The sequence below is a fragment of the Pseudomonas sp. NFR02 genome, from assembly GCF_900119375.1.
Taxonomy (GTDB): Bacteria; Pseudomonadota; Gammaproteobacteria; order Pseudomonadales; family Pseudomonadaceae; genus Aquipseudomonas; species Aquipseudomonas paracarnis.
Map to the genome: position 1 here is coordinate 292,109 of NZ_FPJJ01000002.1, position 16,303 is coordinate 308,411.

General features: G+C 62.6%; 14 protein-coding genes. 5 read left to right on the forward strand and 9 right to left on the reverse strand.

Annotated elements, in window-relative coordinates; all coding sequences use genetic code 11:
* Positions 1 to 42 precede the first annotated feature (42 nt).
* The 4 genes from BT199_RS07090 to BT199_RS07105 are packed head-to-tail and all read right to left on the reverse strand — an operon-like array spanning position 43 to position 6,355.
* Positions 43 to 1,407, reverse strand: coding sequence for a heavy metal sensor histidine kinase (locus BT199_RS07090; protein WP_072434192.1), 1,365 nt, complete (start codon positions 1,405 to 1,407; stop codon positions 43 to 45).
* Positions 1,397 to 2,089 carry a heavy metal response regulator transcription factor gene (locus BT199_RS07095; protein WP_019816940.1) on the reverse strand — a complete coding sequence of 231 codons (693 nt, stop codon included), beginning with the start codon at positions 2,087 to 2,089 and terminating at the stop codon, positions 1,397 to 1,399. The genes BT199_RS07090 and BT199_RS07095 overlap by 11 nt, the downstream gene beginning before the upstream one ends.
* 7 nt (positions 2,090 to 2,096) lie before the next feature.
* Complete coding sequence (locus tag BT199_RS07100; protein ID WP_072434193.1) at positions 2,097 to 5,192, reverse strand: multidrug efflux RND transporter permease subunit; 3,096 nt, start codon at positions 5,190 to 5,192, stop codon at positions 2,097 to 2,099.
* Positions 5,189 to 6,355, reverse strand: coding sequence for an efflux RND transporter periplasmic adaptor subunit (locus BT199_RS07105; RefSeq protein WP_072434194.1), 1,167 nt, complete (start codon positions 6,353 to 6,355; stop codon positions 5,189 to 5,191). Before BT199_RS07105 ends, BT199_RS07100 begins: the two co-directional genes overlap by 4 nt.
* A 214-nt stretch (positions 6,356 to 6,569) precedes the next feature.
* On the opposite strand from BT199_RS07105, the gene BT199_RS07110 reads away from it, so the two are divergent.
* Entirely contained in the window at positions 6,570 to 6,803 is a 234-nt protein-coding gene (locus tag BT199_RS07110; protein WP_014716984.1) for a hypothetical protein, read from the forward strand.
* A gap of 162 nt (positions 6,804 to 6,965) precedes the next feature.
* Entirely contained in the window at positions 6,966 to 7,748 is a 783-nt protein-coding gene (locus tag BT199_RS07115; protein ID WP_072434195.1) for a transporter substrate-binding domain-containing protein, read from the forward strand.
* 71 nt (positions 7,749 to 7,819) lie between these two features.
* Here BT199_RS07115 and BT199_RS07120 read toward each other — a convergent pair whose 3' ends face one another.
* The 5 genes from BT199_RS07120 to BT199_RS07140 form a co-directional block, all read right to left on the reverse strand.
* A complete protein-coding gene (locus BT199_RS07120) occupies positions 7,820 to 8,563 on the reverse strand; it encodes a YkgJ family cysteine cluster protein (protein ID WP_072434196.1) in 744 nt (247 codons plus the stop codon).
* A 108-nt stretch (positions 8,564 to 8,671) separates the two neighbouring features.
* A complete protein-coding gene (locus BT199_RS07125; protein ID WP_072434197.1) occupies positions 8,672 to 9,154 on the reverse strand; it encodes a GNAT family N-acetyltransferase in 483 nt (160 codons plus the stop codon).
* 3 nt (positions 9,155 to 9,157) lie between these two features.
* On the reverse strand, positions 9,158 to 10,060 hold the full coding sequence (locus tag BT199_RS07130) for a chemotaxis protein CheV (RefSeq protein ID WP_014716988.1): 903 nt from the start codon (positions 10,058 to 10,060) through the stop codon (positions 9,158 to 9,160).
* Between the two features lie 135 nt (positions 10,061 to 10,195).
* Positions 10,196 to 11,170 carry a 2-hydroxyacid dehydrogenase gene (locus BT199_RS07135; protein ID WP_014716989.1) on the reverse strand — a complete coding sequence of 325 codons (975 nt, stop codon included), beginning with the start codon at positions 11,168 to 11,170 and terminating at the stop codon, positions 10,196 to 10,198.
* Between the two features lie 84 nt (positions 11,171 to 11,254).
* Positions 11,255 to 12,223: a LysR family transcriptional regulator gene (locus BT199_RS07140; RefSeq protein WP_014716990.1), complete on the reverse strand. Its 969-nt coding sequence runs from the start codon at positions 12,221 to 12,223 to the stop codon at positions 11,255 to 11,257.
* Between the two features lie 181 nt (positions 12,224 to 12,404).
* On the opposite strand from BT199_RS07140, the gene BT199_RS07145 reads away from it, so the two are divergent.
* The 3 genes from BT199_RS07145 to BT199_RS07155 are packed head-to-tail and all read left to right on the forward strand — an operon-like array spanning position 12,405 to position 16,294.
* Positions 12,405 to 13,916, forward strand: a complete 1,512-nt coding sequence (locus tag BT199_RS07145; protein ID WP_072434198.1) for an efflux transporter outer membrane subunit — start codon at positions 12,405 to 12,407, stop codon at positions 13,914 to 13,916.
* A 10-nt stretch (positions 13,917 to 13,926) separates the two neighbouring features.
* On the forward strand, positions 13,927 to 16,104 hold the full coding sequence (locus BT199_RS07150) for an FUSC family protein (RefSeq protein ID WP_014716992.1): 2,178 nt from the start codon (positions 13,927 to 13,929) through the stop codon (positions 16,102 to 16,104).
* Positions 16,094 to 16,294 (forward strand): DUF1656 domain-containing protein, encoded by a 201-nt coding sequence (locus BT199_RS07155; RefSeq protein ID WP_003188711.1) that lies wholly within the window; start codon positions 16,094 to 16,096, stop codon positions 16,292 to 16,294. Before BT199_RS07150 ends, BT199_RS07155 begins: the two co-directional genes overlap by 11 nt.
* The last annotated feature ends 9 nt before the right edge of the window (positions 16,295 to 16,303 follow it).

The following is a 16,303-nucleotide window of genomic DNA, read 5'->3' on the forward strand; positions in this document are numbered from 1 at the left end:
GAGCAAGCCCGCTCCCACATGTGACTCAAGCGTTCTTACGATTTAGACCGGAAGGGTGATACCAAACGTATTGCCACCGCCTTCGCTGCGCACAAACACATCCCCGCCATGCATCAACGCAATCGCCTTGACGATCGCCAGCCCCAACCCGTGATTGGCCCCGCTGTTGCTGCGCGAGGCATCCACCCGATAGAAGCGTTCGAACAGGCGTGGCAAGTGTTCGCTGGCAATCGCGTCGCCGGGGTTGGTCACGCCGATTGCCACCTGCTTCTCCTGCACCTGGATATGCACGTCGATAATCTGTCCGGGTGCGGTGTGTTGCACGGCATTGCTCAGCAGGTTGATCAGCGCACGCCGCAGGTGGGCTTTTTCGATCTGCACCAGGGCATCGCCGTCCACGCGCACCTGAACCTGGGCGTCTTCGAGGATAAAATCCAGATAGTCGAGGGTGGTGGCCACTTCATCGGCCAGGGAGCATTCGATCAGCTTGGTGGCTTTGCTGCCCTGATCGGCGCTGGCAAGGAACAGCATGTCGTTGATGATCGAGCGCAGCCGTTCCAGCTCCTCCAGGTTCGATTGCAGCACCTCAAAATAGTGTTCGGCCGAACGCCCGCGTGTCAGCGCGACTTGGGTCTGGCCGATCAGGTTGGTGAGCGGCGAGCGCAGTTCATGGGCAACGTCGGCGTTGAACGATTCCAAGCGCGAATACGCCTGTTCAACCCGGTCGAGGGTGGCGTTGAATGAATTGACGAATTGGCTCAGCTCGGGCGGTAAGGGTGACAATTGCAGGCGCCCGGAGAGTTTCGGCGGCGCAAGCTTTTGCGCTTCATCCGAGAGTTTGCCCAAGGGCTTGAGGCCGATACGCGCGACCCAGAACCCCAGCAGTGCCGCCAGTATTACACCCACCAGCGCGAGGCTGATCAACGCCACCAGCAAGTGATGCTGGGTGGCGCGGAAGTTCTCCGTGTCGATGGCAATCATAAAGCGCAACGCCGGGCGCTGGTCCTTGGCTGCAAATTGGCTGACCAGCACCTTGAAGGGATAATCGTGACCCGGCAGGCGCAGGTCGCGCTTACCTGTGGCGCCTTCGGCAAAGGCGCGAATCTGCGCGTCCGGCTCACCGTATTCGTAGCTCGGGTCGCTGCTGACCACCCAGAAACGGATGCGCTTGTCTTCTTCCCCTAACAGCTTGAGCTTGGACCTGATCTTGGCCCAATGTTCCGGCGTGCCGAAGCGATTGATCGACGATTCCAGCACGCTGTAGCGCGCATCCAACTCGGCACCTGGCAACAGCCCCAGGCCACGGTCGACCTGCTGGTACAGCGCGCCGCCGATCAACAGAAAGATCAGCAGCGCCACCAGGGTGAACATGCCACTCAGGCGCAGGGCGATGGAATTAGCGACCACTGTGGTTTTCCTGTATGCGGTTCTCCAGCACATAGCCCATGCCGCGAATGGTGTGCAGCAGCTTGTGTTCGAACGGCCCGTCGAGCTTGGCGCGCAGACGCTTGATCGCCACTTCCACCACGTTGGCATCGCTGTCGAAATTGATGTCCCAGACCATCTCGGCAATCGCGGTCTTGGACAGGATCTCGCCCTGGCGTCGCGCCAATACGCTGAGCAGCGAGAACTCCTTGGCGGTCAGGTCCAGGCGTACACCGTTGCGGCTGGCCTTGCGGCTGATCAGGTCGATCCACAGGTCGGCAACGGTGACCTGCACCGGTTCATGGCCGCCGCTGCGGCGGGTCAGGGCTTGCAGGCGGGCCACCAGTTCCAGGAACGAAAACGGCTTGCCCAGGTAATCGTCGGCGCCTTCGCGCAGGCCGCGGATGCGGTCTTCAACGCGCTCGCGAGCGGTGAGCATGATCACCGGCGTCTGCTTGCGGGCGCGTAAGGCGCGCAGTACACCGAAGCCATCCAGCCCGGGCAGCATCACGTCGAGCACGATCACTGCGTAATCGTTTTCCAGCGCCAGGTGCAGGCCCTCGATGCCTTCACGGGCGACATCGACGGTGTAGCCTTGCTCGGTCAGGCCGCGGTGCAGGTAGTCCGCGGTTTTTTCTTCATCTTCAATAATCAGGACGCGCATGACCGCCTCAGTGTGTGGTCGCCAGCGTCAGCGCTGGTTTGGGCCTGTGGAAAAAACGTTCAAGGTACAAGTATATGACCGGCGTGGTGAACAGCGTCAGCGCCTGGCTCACCAGCAAGCCACCGACCACCGCGATGCCCAGCGGCTGGCGCAGTTCCGCCCCGGGGCCTGCGCCGAGCATCAACGGCACGGCGCCGAGCAACGCGGCAAGGGTGGTCATGATGATCGGCCGGAACCGCGTGACGCAGGCTTCATAAATCGCATCTTCGGGCGGCAGCCCGCGTACCCGCTGCGCCTCCAGGGCGAAGTCGATCATCAAGATACCGTTTTTCTTCACGATGCCGATCAGCAGCACCAGGCCGATCAAGGCCATGATCGAAAAGTCCTGGCCCAGCAGCCACAGCATGACCAGCGCACCGAGGCCCGCCGAGGGCAGGGTGGAAATGATCGTCAGCGGGTGCACAAAACTCTCGTACAGCACACCCAGAATAATGTAGACCGCCACCAGCGCCGCGAGGATCAGCCAGGGTTGGCTGGCCAGCGAGCTCTGGAACGCCTGGGCCGCACCCTGGAAGTTGCCGATGATTGTGCTCGGCATCCCGATTTCGTTTTTGGCCTGGTCGAGCATGATCACTGCATCGCCCAGGGCTACGCCGGGCGCCAGGTTGAACGACAGGTTGGCAGCAGGGAACATGCCGTCATGGCTGATGGACAACGGCCCGACCGTGGGCGGGTCGACTTTGGCCAAGGCCGACAACGGCACCATCTCGTTGGTCAATGGCGAGCGCAGGTAAAAATAGTCGAGGCTTTCGGCCTTGCCGCGCTGTTGGCTGTCCAGTTCAAGTATCACTTGGTACTGGTTGATCTCGGTCTGGAACTCGTTGATCTGGCGCTGGCCGAAGGCGTCGTACAACGCCTGGTCGACATCGGTGGCGGTCAGCCCGAAACGTGAGGCGGCCTGGCGGTCGATGCTGATATGGGTGATGCTGCCGCCCAGTTGCAGGTCGTTGGACAGGTCGCGAAACGCCGGGTTGGCGCGCAGTTTTTCGGTGAGACGCTGGGTCCAGGTGTTCAGCGTCGGGCCGTCGTTGCTCTTGAGCACGTATTGGTACTGGGCGCGGCTGGGGCCGGAGCTCAAGTTGATGTCCTGGCCGGCGCGCAGGTACAGCACGATGCCAGGCACCTTCGCCAGTTGTGGGCGGATGCGGTCGATAAACTGGCTGGCGGACACATCGCGCTCACTGCGGTCTTTCAAGGCGATCCAGAAGCGGCCGTTGGCGATGGTCTGGTTGCTGCCGGTAACGCCCACCGAATGGGAAAACGCCTGCACCGCCGGGTCGGCCTTGACGATCTCGGCCAGGGCCTTGTGCTTGGCGACCATGTCCTTGTACGACACATCGGCCGCCGCTTCGCTGGTGCCGAGCACGAAACCGGTGTCCTGCACCGGGAAGAATCCCTTGGGAATGAACACATAGCCGACCACCGCCAGGGCCAGGGTTACCACGAAGATCGCGGCCATGCTGCGTTGGTGCGCCAAGGCCCGGCGCAGGTTGCGCGCATAGCCGGCCAGCAGGCGTTCGCTGAAGCTGGGTTTGGCGTGGGCAGGGTGGGTAGGGGCACGCATGAACAAGGCGGCCAGCGTCGGGGCCAATGTCAGCGAAACCACCACTGAAATCAGAATGGTCGCGGTGGCCGTCAACGCAAACTCCTTGAACAACCGCCCGACCACGCCGCCCATGAACAGCAGCGGAATAAACGCCGCCACCAGCGAGAAGCTGATGGACACTACGGTAAAGCCAATTTCGCCGGAGCCCTTGATCGCCGCTTCACGTTTGCCCAAGCCGGCTTCCAAGTGCCGATGAATGTTCTCCACCACCACAATCGCATCGTCCACCACAAAGCCCACGGCGATCACGATGGCCACCAGGGTCAGGTTGTTCAGGCTGAACCCCATCACATACATCAGGGCGAAACTGGCTACCAGCGACACACCCAATACCGCAGACACAATCAGCGTCGCCGACAGTTGACGCAGGAACAATGCCATCACCGCCACCACCAGCAGGATGGCGATCAGCAGGGTCATTTCCACTTCATGCAGTGAGGCGCGGATAGTCTTGGTGCGATCGGTCAACACGCTGACCTGCACCGAGGCTGGCAACATGCCTTGCAGGCGCGGCAACTCGGCCTGGATGCGGTCGACGGTGTCGACGATGTTGGCGCCAGGCTGGCGTGAAATCACCAGGTTCACCCCTGGCGTATCGCCGGACCAGGCTTGCACGTAGGCGTTTTCCGAGCCGTTGATGACCTTGGCGATATCGCGCAGTTGAACCGGCGCACCGTTCTTGTAGGAAACGATCAGTTGGCCGTATTCCTCCGGGTGAAACAGCTGGTCATTGGTCGACAGGGTGGACACGCTGTTTTCGCCATAGATCGCGCCCTTGGCCAGGTTCAGGCTCGACTGCTGGATGGCCAGGCGTATGTCGGCGAGCGTCAGGCCGATGGCCGCGAGCTTGTCGGGTGCCGCTTGCACGCGAATCGCCGGGCGTTGCTGGCCGGTGATGTTGATCTGGCCGACGCCGTCGATCTGGCTGATCTGGCGCGCCAGCAGGGTTTCCACGTAGTCGCTCAGCTCGGTGCTGGGCATGCTGCTGGAACTGACACTGAGGATCAACACCGGGCTGTCCGCCGGGTTGACCTTCCTCCAGGTGGGCAAGCTCGGCATGTCGCTGGGCAACTTGCCGGACGCGGTGTTGATCGCGGCCTGGACTTCCTGGGCGGCGGTGTCGATGCTTTTTTCCAGGGTGAACTGCAGGGTCAAGAGGCTGGAGCCCAAGGCGCTGCTGGAGGTCATCTGGGTCATGCCGGGGATGGCACTGAACTGCACCTCAAGAGGCGTGGCCACCGATGAGGCCATGGTGTCCGGGCTGGCGCCGGGCAGTTGCGCTGTGACCTGGATGGTCGGGAATTCCGCTTCCGGCAGTGGCGCGACGGCCAGGTTCGGGAAGGCAATAATCCCCAGCAACACCAGGGCGAAGGTCAGCAACAGGCTGGCGACCGGATGGTCAACGCACCAGGCCGAGGGCGACCGGCTTGCACTCATGGTTGCACCTGGGCGTTGGCGGTGTGGATCACTTGCGGCGGCTCCTTGAGCACCTCCACCTGCGCACCGGCCTTGAGCCGCGATTGCCCATCGCTGACCAGCACATCGCCGGCCTGCACGCCTTTGATGATATTGATGTCGCTGTTCTGGTAAGCGACTTGCACCGGCACCACCTCGACTTTGTCAGCGCTTACGCGGTACACGAAATGTGAGTCCAGCCCGCGCAGCACCACGGTCGGCGGTACCACCAGGGCGTTCTTGTCGAGGGCCGTCTGGACCTTGATGGTCACCAGTTGCCCCGGCCATAGCTTATGCGCCGGGTTGCTGAACTCGGCCTTGGCCCGCAGGGTGCCGGTGGTGGAACTGATCTGGTTGTCGATCAGGCTCAGGTGGCCTTCGCCGAGCAGGTCGCCGGTCTGGTTGTCGGTGTCGGCGCCCAGGTAGGCGTCGACGGTGGCCCGGGTGGGGGCGGCAATCAGGCCCTGCAAGGTCGGCAGCATCTGTTGTGGCAGGGAGAACTCAACGGCAATCGGATCGAGCTGCGTGACGGTAAACAGCCCCTGGGTGTCGCTCATGCGCAGGAAGTTGCCTTCGTCCACGTTACGGATGCCCACGCGGCCGCTGACCGGGGAGCGAATCTGGGTATAGGAAAGTTGTACTTGAGCCGCATCAATGGCCGCCTGGTTGCCCTGCGCGGTGGCCTTGAGCTGGTTGACCAGCGCCTGTTGCTGGTCATAGGTCTGTTTGGACACGCCGTCGTCGATGCTCAGCGCTTTGTAGCGCTTGAGATTGACCAACGCCACTTGCAACTGCGCCTGGCTTTCGCCCAATTGCGCCCTGGCCTGGTCGAGGCTGGCGCGGATCGAACGGTCATCGATGGTCGCCAGCAAGTCGCCGGCCTTCACCGATTGGCCCTCCTTGACCAGCAACTGGGTGAGGATGCCGTCGATCTGCGGGCGAATCACCACACTGTGCAACGACAGCACTGAGCCGATGCCGCTGATGAACCTGGGAACGTCCTGTTGCGCGACGCTCACCACCCGTACCGGGATCGCTGTGGGCGCAGCCAGCCGGGGCTTGGCAGGCCGTGTTACGGCCCAGGCGGCCACCGCTAGTATCAAGAGGACGCCCACCATCAGGGCCGTGTTTCGTTTTATCTGCATGGGAGGCGCCGGGACGCAGTTGCACGCTTTAAGCCGCAAGCTGCCAGTTGAAGGTTGGGTAGCTGCTTTATAGCCCGGTAATACGGTCAGCACGGTGACGCGAAACTGACAGCCGCGACAGCTAGCGCGTTTTACTTGTGGCTTGAAGCTTACCGCTTGCCGCTTTGCCCCCGTATACTCGCGCTTTTACACCTATAGCTGCGCCGGAGCCCCTATGACTTCCCCAACCCAACCCCCTGTCGACGCGGCTGACCTCGTCGATTCGGCCACCGCCGACGGCGTTGAAAAAACCGAGATCCCGGCGTTTAAGTTCCCCTTCAAACCGGGCGAGCTAGCTGGCGCCAAGAATGCCAGCCAGCCCTGGTACAAAGGCGGCGCCAAGAACGGCCATACCAAGACGCCGGGCATGGCGCCTCCGGGCACTCGCCGGTCCATGGGTAAACGCTGAGATTAAAACCGTAGGTGCGTTATAGGCTGTTACCTACATTGCCCGTAGAAATTTCTGCTTGTAGGTCCGCGACCGATTCTTGAAAGCTTGCACAGCGTTTGCTTCGTCCCGATGACGCTCATCGGGGCGTGGTGAGTCAGCTTTCCGGAAAAGGACATTCCCGTGGCCCTGATACACCTCTGTGCGGTGCTCGCCCTCTTGCTCTCGACAAGTGTCGTTGCCGCCGACGTGCAACCGCGGCGTGAAATCCGTTTCGCCGTTGCCGCGCATTTCCCGCCTTTTCAAAGCCGCAATTCCCAAGGGCAATTGGTGGGGCTGAATATCGAACTGGGCAATGCCCTCTGCGAGCAGCTCAACGTGCGCTGTACCTGGGTTGACCAGGTCGTGATGGAAAACTTCCCGGCCCTTGAAGCCAGGCAGTTCGACGCGATCATGGGCATGGCGCCCACCTGTCGTCGGCGCAAACGGGTGAGTTTCACCGATGACCTCTACCCGATCACCACGCGGCTGGTGGCGCGTAAAACCTCAGGCCTGCGCCCTGATCGGCGCTTGCTCAAGGGCAAGCGGGTCGGGGTGTTGGTGCGCAGTAATCGTGAAGCCTACGCCCTGTCGCAGTGGGCGCCGGCGGGAGTGATCATCAGGAGTTTTTGGCTGAACGACCAACTGGTGCAGAGCCTGGTTTCGGGCGATATCGATGCGACCCTGCAAGGCGTCGTGGAGATCCGTGAAGCCCTGCTCGACACGGCCGATGGCCTGGACTTCGACTTCATGGGCCCGCCTGTGTCGTCTGGCCTGCTGGGTAATAGCGTGGCGATCGCGGTGCGAAAAACCGATACCGCGTTGCGTAATGAGCTTAATCATGCGCTTGAGCAACTGATGCAGAATGGCGAATACCAACGCATCCTCCAGCCCTATCGCCTCGGTGTATTGCCCGCCCGTCCATGAGCGCTAATGGGTGTGCAGCTTTGCACCCGAAGTTGAATTAGATACCCATACCGTCATGAGGCCGCAGCGGCTTAAGCCGCCCTCAACGAGATAAACGCATAATTGGCTGGCACCTCAGTGGCAATTTGCGCTCCGGCATCCAGCACCTGTTCGGCGACGTCCATCCCGGATACATGAAACACCCATTCATTGGTCACCGCCGGCTGTTCAACCGCCTGTTCAATAGCCTGGGCAAACGCCTGCATATCCGGCAAGTACGCGGTAAACCCGTCGCCCTTGAGCGCGGTCGTGCGGATGCCGAGCAACGCGCACACCGCTTCTTTGGTCTGCACGTCATCACGGTCGGCCTGGCGTGAGCGGCGAATCAGTTCGGCCAGTTGTGCGTCCATCAACTCGCCACCGACGATCAGCGCGGGGCCTTGCTCCCAGGATTCGGGCGGGCAGTCCTTGGCGCTCGGGTTCAGCGGGATATGCGGGTTGATCTCCATCGGGTAGATGCGGCACACCAGCGGGCGCCGTTCGTAGATGCGGCAGCGGTTGTCTTCGTCAAGATTCCGGCAGCGTCCGGCGTTGTAGGCGGCAAAGGTAATTGCCACAAACGCCTCGGTACTGCCGCTGGGCACGACCACTGAGCGGCGCTCAGCGTGTTCCCGTTGTTGCAGGGGCAGGCCCAGGCCATTGCCGAGAAAGCCCTCGACCAGAACGATGACGTTGCCGCCGTCCGCCGCCCAGCTGCGGGCTTCTTCGAGGGTCAGGGGCACGTGATGGTCGCTGCAGCATTTACCGCAACCGACGCAGGAAAAGTGTGTGTTCATGGCGGATCTGTCACCAGGCAAGGTCAGAGGGCACGCTTGAGGGGTGACGGGTTTTTACCTTTATCTACCGCTCAGGGGCTCTGGAAGCAAGTTATGCGCCAGTGAGGATCAGCCCTTGGATACGATGTCGCGCAGCACAAACCGCATGCCCGCACTTTCGTACAGTTGCCGGGCGCGCAGGTTGCTCTCCAGCACCTTGAGGTCCACATAGGGTTCGCTGCGCTGCTTGAACACCTGGAAGCTGTGCAGCAGCAAGGCGCGGCCCAGCCCTTGGCCTTGGGCACAGGGGTGTACGGCCAGGTTCTTGATAAAGGCGCTGGTCCAGCATTGTGCCACTGCGAGAATACCGTCGCGGTTACTCGCCACCAGACACAGCGTCGGGTCGTAGTCGGCATCGGTGACGAACTGCTGGCGCCACTCCTCCAGGTGGCCGACACGGCCGCCGCCTTGGTCCTGGGTCATGCGCAGCACGGCATGGATCGCCGGAGCTAGCTCATCGCGATAATGATCCAGCCGGGTATTCGCTGGCCACTGCGGGGCGGGCAGGCTGCCGGTGAGGTCGCGACGCAGCAACTGGTAATACTCGGCCAAGGCTTACAGCCCCTTTTGCGCCACGGTTTGCGCGGCGACCACCAGGCATTTGGTCAGCTCTGGGGATGAGAACTTGGTGAGCACCGAGTCGGCGCCGGCCAGGCGCGCTTTTTCGCTGTTCATCGCACTGTCCAGGGAGGTGTGCAACAGCACATAGAGGTCCTTGAAATCCGGGGTTTCGCGCAGGGTGCGGGTGAGGGCGTAGCCGTCCATTTCAGACATTTCGATGTCCGACACCACCACGTTGATCTGTTCAACCGTGCCTTGCAGCTCCAGCAGCACGTCGATGGCTTCCTTGGCGCTGCGGGCGGTGTGGCAGGTCAGGCCGAGGTTGCGCAGGGTGTGTACCGATTGCTGCAAAGCCACCTGGCTGTCGTCCACCACCAGGATGCGGGCGTTGCCCAGCACTTCGGCTTCTTCCATGGTCAGGTCGGTCGGCGCCGCTTCAATCGGTGCCGGGGCGATGCCGTGGATGACTTTCTCGATATCCAGCACCTGCACCAGGCCACCTTCCACCTGGGTCACCCCGGTTATAAACGCCCGATTGCCGCCGGAGCCGTAGGGCGGCGGGCGGATATCGGTGGTCAGGCAATGCACGATCTTGCTCACCGCCTGCACATGCAGGCCCTGCTTGGAACGGCTGACATCGGTGACGATCAGGCAGCCGCCGTCCGGGTCTTGCAAGGGCATTTCACCCAGGGCGCGGCTCAGGTCGATCACCGACAGTGAAGCCCCGCGCAAGGTGGCGATGCCTTTGACGTGCGGGTGGGACTCCGGCAGCTTGGTCAACGGCGGGCAGGGGATGATCTCACTGACTTTCAACAGGTTGATGGCCATCAGCTTGCCGCTGCGCAAGGTAAAGAGCAGAAGCGAGAGTGAGTCTGCGCGGGCTTTGGTGGTGGACATAAAAACCTTCTGTGGATCAGGGATGACGATCTATAGAGAGTTATCGACTTGGCTGGCCTGGGCTTTAACCGGATTTTTGTGTCGGGCACTGTTTATGTGGGAGCTGGCAAGCCAGCTCCCACATTAAGTCCAGTATCAGCCCTTCCAGGCCTGTGGGTTCACCAGATCCTGCGGGCGTTGGCCCAGCAGGGCGCTGCGCAGGTTGTCCACGGCGCGGTTGGCCATGGCTTCGCGGGTTTCACCGGTGGCCGAACCAATATGCGGCAGGGTCACCGCATTGCTCAGCTGGAACAACGGCGATTCAGCCAGCGGTTCCTTTTCATACACATCCAGCCCGGCGCCACGAATGCGTTGGGTTTGCAGGGCTTCGACCAGCGCTGGCTCATCCACCACCGGCCCACGGGAAATATTGATCAGAATCGCGCTGGGCTTCATCAACCCCAGCTCCCGAGTGCTGATCAGGTGATGGGTCTTGTCGCTCAACGGCACCACCAGGCAGACGAAATCCGCCTCGGCCAGCAACTGCTCCAGGCTGCGAAACTGCGCGCCCAGTTCCTGCTCCAGCGCGGTCTTGCGGCTATTGCCGCTGTAAATGATCGGCATGTTGAAGCCCAGGCGCCCACGCCGGGCCACGGCCGCGCCGATATTGCCCATGCCGACAATGCCCAGGGTCTTGCCGTGCACATCGCAACCAAACAAAGGCGCGCCCACGCTGGCTTTCCATTGGCCGGCCTTGGTCCAGGCGTCCAATTCGGCCACGCGGCGGGCGCTGCTCATCAGCAACGCAAAGGCCAGGTCGGCAGTGCTCTCGGTGAGCACATCGGGGGTGTTGGTGAGCAGGATCCCGCGCTCGGTGAGGTACGGCACGTCGTAGTTGTCGTAGCCCACCGACACGCTGGACACCACCTCCAGCTTGCTTGCGCTTTCAAGCTGCTCGCGGCCCAGCTTGCGGCCCACGCCGATCAAGCCATGGGCATGGGGCAGGGCTTCGTTGAACTGTGCGTTGATGTCACCCAGCTTGGGGTTGGGCACGATCACCTCGAAATCCTGTTGCAGGCGTTCGATCATGGGCGGGGTGATACGGCTGAAGGCCAGGACAGTCTTTTTCATTGCAGAACTCCACTCAACATGTGGGAGCTGGCTTGCCTGCTCCCACAATGAATTTATAGGGGGCGGGGAAGCAGCATGCCAAAATCAGTTCGCCATCCGCACGCTACCCACACCACCGCTCAACTCATACGCCACCAACTCCGCCTGGTGCGCCGCCAGAATTTCCGGCAACGAACCGCGCAGGTATTCCACCCAGGTTTTGATCTTTGCATCCAGGTATTGGCGCGAGGGGTAGATGGCGTACAGGTTCAGCTCCTGGGAACGGTAGGTCGGCATCACCCGCACCAGCGTGCCGTTGCGCAGCCCTTCGATGGCGGCGTACACCGGCAGCAGGCCGACGCCCATGCCGCTGGTGATCGCGGTTTTCATTGCGTCGGCCGAGTTCACCAGGAACGGCGAGCTGTTGATCGCCACGCTTTCCTGGCCTTCAGGGCCGTTGAAAGTCCATTTGTCCAGCTGGACCACCGGGCTGACCAGGCGCAGGCACGCGTGGTTGAGCAAGTCCTGGGGGCGTTGCGCGCAGCCCTTGGCCTTGACGTAGTCCGGCGAGGCGCAGGCGATGCTGTAGGTGATGCCCAGGCGCTGGGACACGAAACCTGAATCCGGCAGTTCGCTGGCCAGCACGATGGACACGTCGTAGCCCTCATCGAGCAAATCCGGCACGCGGTTGGCCAGGGTCAGATCGAAGGTCACATCGGGATGGGTGCGGCGGTAGCGGGCAATGGCGTCAATGACGAAATGCTGGCCGATGCCGGTCATGGTGTGCACTTTCAACTGCCCGGCCGGGCGCGCGTGAGCGTCGCTGGCCTCGGCCTCGGCCTCTTCGACGTAGGCGAGGATCTGCTCGCAGCGCAGCAAATAGCGTTTGCCGGCTTCGGTCAGCGCGATGCGTCGGGTGGTGCGGTTGAGCAAGCGGGTTTGCAGGTGGGCCTCAAGGTTGGAGACCGCGCGCGAGACGTTGGCCGTGGTGGTGTCCAGTTGCACGGCGGCGGCGGTGAAGCTGCCGGCTTCGGCCACACAACTGAAGGCGCGCATGTTTTGCAAAGTGTCCATGGAGTGTTCTCAAGGGAGATAGCAAATTGTGACAGAAAGTTACGCTTTCAGTGATCCCTACCAACGGATTATCGCCTGAACGGTAACAAAGATTCACAGGAATGCCAGCTTATCGTCCTCCCTGGCGCCGCCTAGAATTGCGCCACCTCTCCCGCAACACCCTCTCAGGAATTCGCTTGCCGTGCCGCGTCGCATCAGCAGAGAGCTGAAGACTCTCAGTGTTTGGGCTTTAACGTCAGTCATCAGCGGTTGCATCGGAACCGGAGGAATCGCCCCGCAAGGCCAGGCGATCAACGCCAATACCCTGGCCACCGACGCCGCGATCCAGAGCGCCGACCGCGACGCCCACTGGCCCACCGCCCAATGGTGGCAGGCCTACGGCGACCCGCAGCTCGACCGTTGGGTCGAACTCGCCACCCGCAACAGCCCCAGCCTGGCCGTGGCCGCCGCCCGCGTACGCCAAGCCCGGGCGCTGGCCGGCGTGGCCGAGTCGGCCGAGTCGCTGCAGGTCAACAGCGACACCACCCTCAAGCGCCACAACTGGCCGAAGGATCAGTTCTACGGCCCCGGCCAATTGAGCGGCGCCAACACCTGGGACAACAATTCGTCCCTGGGCCTGAGCTACGCCCTCGACCTCTGGGGCCGGGAAAGCAACACGACCGAACGCGCCGTCGACCTGGCGCACATGAGCGCCGCCGAAGCGCGCCTGGCCCAGCTCGAACTGCAAAACAACGTGGTGCGCGCCTATATCCAGCTGTCGTTGCAGTACGCCAACCGTGACATCGCGGCCGCCACCCTGGCCCAGCAACAGCAGATCCTGGACCTGGCCAACAAACGCCTGGCCGCCGGGATCGGTACTCACTTTGACGTCAGCCAAGCCGAAACCCCGCTGCCGGAAACCCATCGCCAACTGGATGCCCTCGACGAGGAAATCGCCCTGAGCCGTAACCAACTGGCGGCGTTGGCCGGCAAAGGCCCGGGGGAGGGCGCGCAGTTGCAGCGCCCGACCCTGGCCCTCGCCGCGCCGTTGAAATTGCCCTCCAGCCTGCCGGCGCAATTGCTCGGCCAACGCCCGGACGTGGTCGCCAGTCGCTGGCAGGTAGCGGCCCAGGCACGGGGTATCGATGTGGCTCATGCAGGCTTCTACCCCAACGTCGACCTGGTCGGCAGCCTCGGCTACATGGCCACCGGCGGCGGTATGCTGGAGTTTCTGGCCGGCAAGAAATTCAACTACAACGTCGGCCCGGCGATCACCTTGCCGATCTTCGACGGCGGCCGTCTACGTGCGCAATTGGGTGAAGCCAGTGCCGGCTACGACATCGCGGTGGCCCAGTACAACCAGACCCTGGTCAATGCGCTCAAGGGCATCAGCGACCAGTTGATCCGCCGCGAATCCATGGACAAGCAATCGGTTTTTGCCGCGCAGTCGGTGGCCTCGGCGCAGAAAACCTACGACATCGCCATGATCGCCTATCAGCGTGGCCTCACTGATTACCTCAACGTGCTCAACGCCCAAACCTTGTTGTTTCGCCAGCAGCAGATCGCACAACAGGTGCAGGCGGCACGCCTCAGCGCCCATGCCGAGCTGGTGACCGCCTTGGGCGGCGGCCTCGGTGCTGGCGACGATGTGGCCACGGCTGCCAAGACACTCCCAAGCAAGACTCCGGCGGCGCTCGCCGTCTTTGATCACTGAGTAGGCCTTGATGACTCCCTTGCCTGCACCGCTGCGCTGGCTGCATTCCCTTGAGTGGCGCCGTGGTTTTTTCGACTGGGCACGCAGTGATGGCGTGACCTGGGTGTATATCTTCAAAGTGCTGGTCGCTGCGTTCCTGACGCTGTGGCTGGCGATGCGCCTGGAACTGCCGCAACCGCGCACGGCGATGATCACCGTATTTATCGTGATGCAGCCCCAGAGCGGCCAGGTGTTCGCCAAGAGTTTCTATCGCTTCCTCGGGACCTTGGCAGGCTCGGCGGTGATGGTGCTGTTGATCGCTTTGTTTGCGCAGAACACCGAACTGTTCCTCGGTGCGCTGGCGATCTGGGTGGGCATTTGCACCGCTGGCGCCACGCGCAACCGCAACTTTCGCGCCTATGGGTTCGTGCTCGCCGGCTACACCGCGGCGATGGTCGGCCTGCCGGCCCTGGCCCATCCGGACGGCGCCTTCATGGCGGCGGTGTGGCGGGTGCTGGAAATCTCCCTGGGGATACTGTGCTCGACACTGGTCAGCGCCGCCATCCTGCCGCAGACCTCCAGCGCCGCCATGCGCAACGCGCTGTACCAGCGCTTCGGTGTGTTCGCGCTGTTTGTGACCGATGGCCTGCGCGGGCGCAGCCAACGCGAAGGTTTCGAGGCCAGCAACGTGCGCTTTATTGCCGAAGCCGTGGGGCTGGAAGGCCTGCGCAGCGTCACCGTGTTCGAAGACCCGCACATGCGTCGGCGTAACGGGCGGCTCAGTCGCCTTAACAGCGAATTCATGAGCATCACCACGCGCTTCAACGCCTTGCACCAATTGCTTGAACGCTTGCGCGCCGATGAGGCCGACCATGTAGTGGCAGCGATCAAGCCCGGCCTGCAAGACCTGGCCGAAGTGCTCGACGGCTTCTCTGGCCGCGCCCTCACCAGCTTGGATGCCGCGCGCCTGGTCAACCAACTGAGCGCCTACAAGGACGGCCTGCCCGCCAAGGTGCGCAGCCTGCGGGCGAGCTTCCAGGAAGACAACCCGACGGACGCCGAGCAGTTGGATTTCCACACTGCCTACGAGCTGCTGTACCGCTTCGTCGACGACCTGCACAACTACGCGCAAACCCACGCGTCCCTGGCCGAGCATCGCCATGCGCGGGAGGATTGGCACGAAGCCTACACGCCAAAGACCAACTGGCTGGCCTGTGCCGCTGCCGGTGTGCGCGCCTCGTTTATCTTGGTTGTGCTGGGCAGTTACTGGGTGGCCACGGCCTGGCCCAGCGGCGCCACCATGACCCTGATCGCGGCGGCCACGGTGGGCCTGTCTGCTGCCACGCCCAACCCCAAGCGCATGGCGTTCCAGATGGCCTGCGGCACCTTGATCGGCGCCTTGGTCGGCTTTGTCGAAATGTTCTTCGTGTTTCCCTGGATCGACGGTTTCCCGCTGCTGTGCGTGATGCTGGCGCCGGTGATCATCTTCGGTGCCTTCCTCTCCTCCCGCCCGCAATACGCCGGTGTGGGTGTGGGCCTGTTGATCTTCTTCAGCACCGGCTCGGTGCCCGACAACCTCACGGTCTATAACCCCTACACCTTTATCAACGACTACATCGCCATGGTCATCGGCATGCTGGTATGCGCGGCGGCGGGGGCGATCATTTTGCCGCCCAACAGCCGCTGGTTGTGGCGCCGCCTGGAGCAAGACCTGCGTGAGCAGGTGGTGTATGCCATCAGCGGCAAGCTCAAGGGCCTGGCGTCGAGCTTTGAAAGCCGCACCCGCGACCTGCTGCACCAAGCGTATGGCCTCGCGGCCGGCCAGCCGCAGGTGCAACGCGATTTGCTGCGCTGGATGTTCGTGGTGCTGGAGGTCGGCCACGCGATCATCGAACTGCGCAAGGAGCAGGCGATTTTGCCGGTGCACCCGGCGTATGCCGAGTCGCAGCCATGGCGCCAGGCGATCCGCGTGATGGGACGCTCGCTGGTGCGGCTGTTCCTGCAACCCAGCGCCAGCAACCTGGAGCGCGGGTTGATTGCCGTCGACCATGCGATCAGCCGCGTGCAGGCCACCGACGAACCCTTCGCCCCGCACTTCGACACCTCGGCCCTGCGCCGGGTGAAGAGCTACCTGCACTTTATTCGCACCTCGTTGCTCGACCCGCAATCGCCTCTGGCCGCCCTCAAAGGAGCCCCGAATGCCTCGTGAAATTGCATTCCACGGCATCTATATGCCGACCATGACCCTGATGTTCTTGATCGCAGCGGGGCTGGCCTGGGCGGTTGACCGCTTCCTGGCCGGGTTCGACCTGTACCGTTTCTTCTGGCACCCGGCGCTGCTGCGCCTGAGCCTGTTCGCTTGCCTGTTCGGCGCCCTGGCGCTGAGCGTCTACCGTTGAGAATGCCCC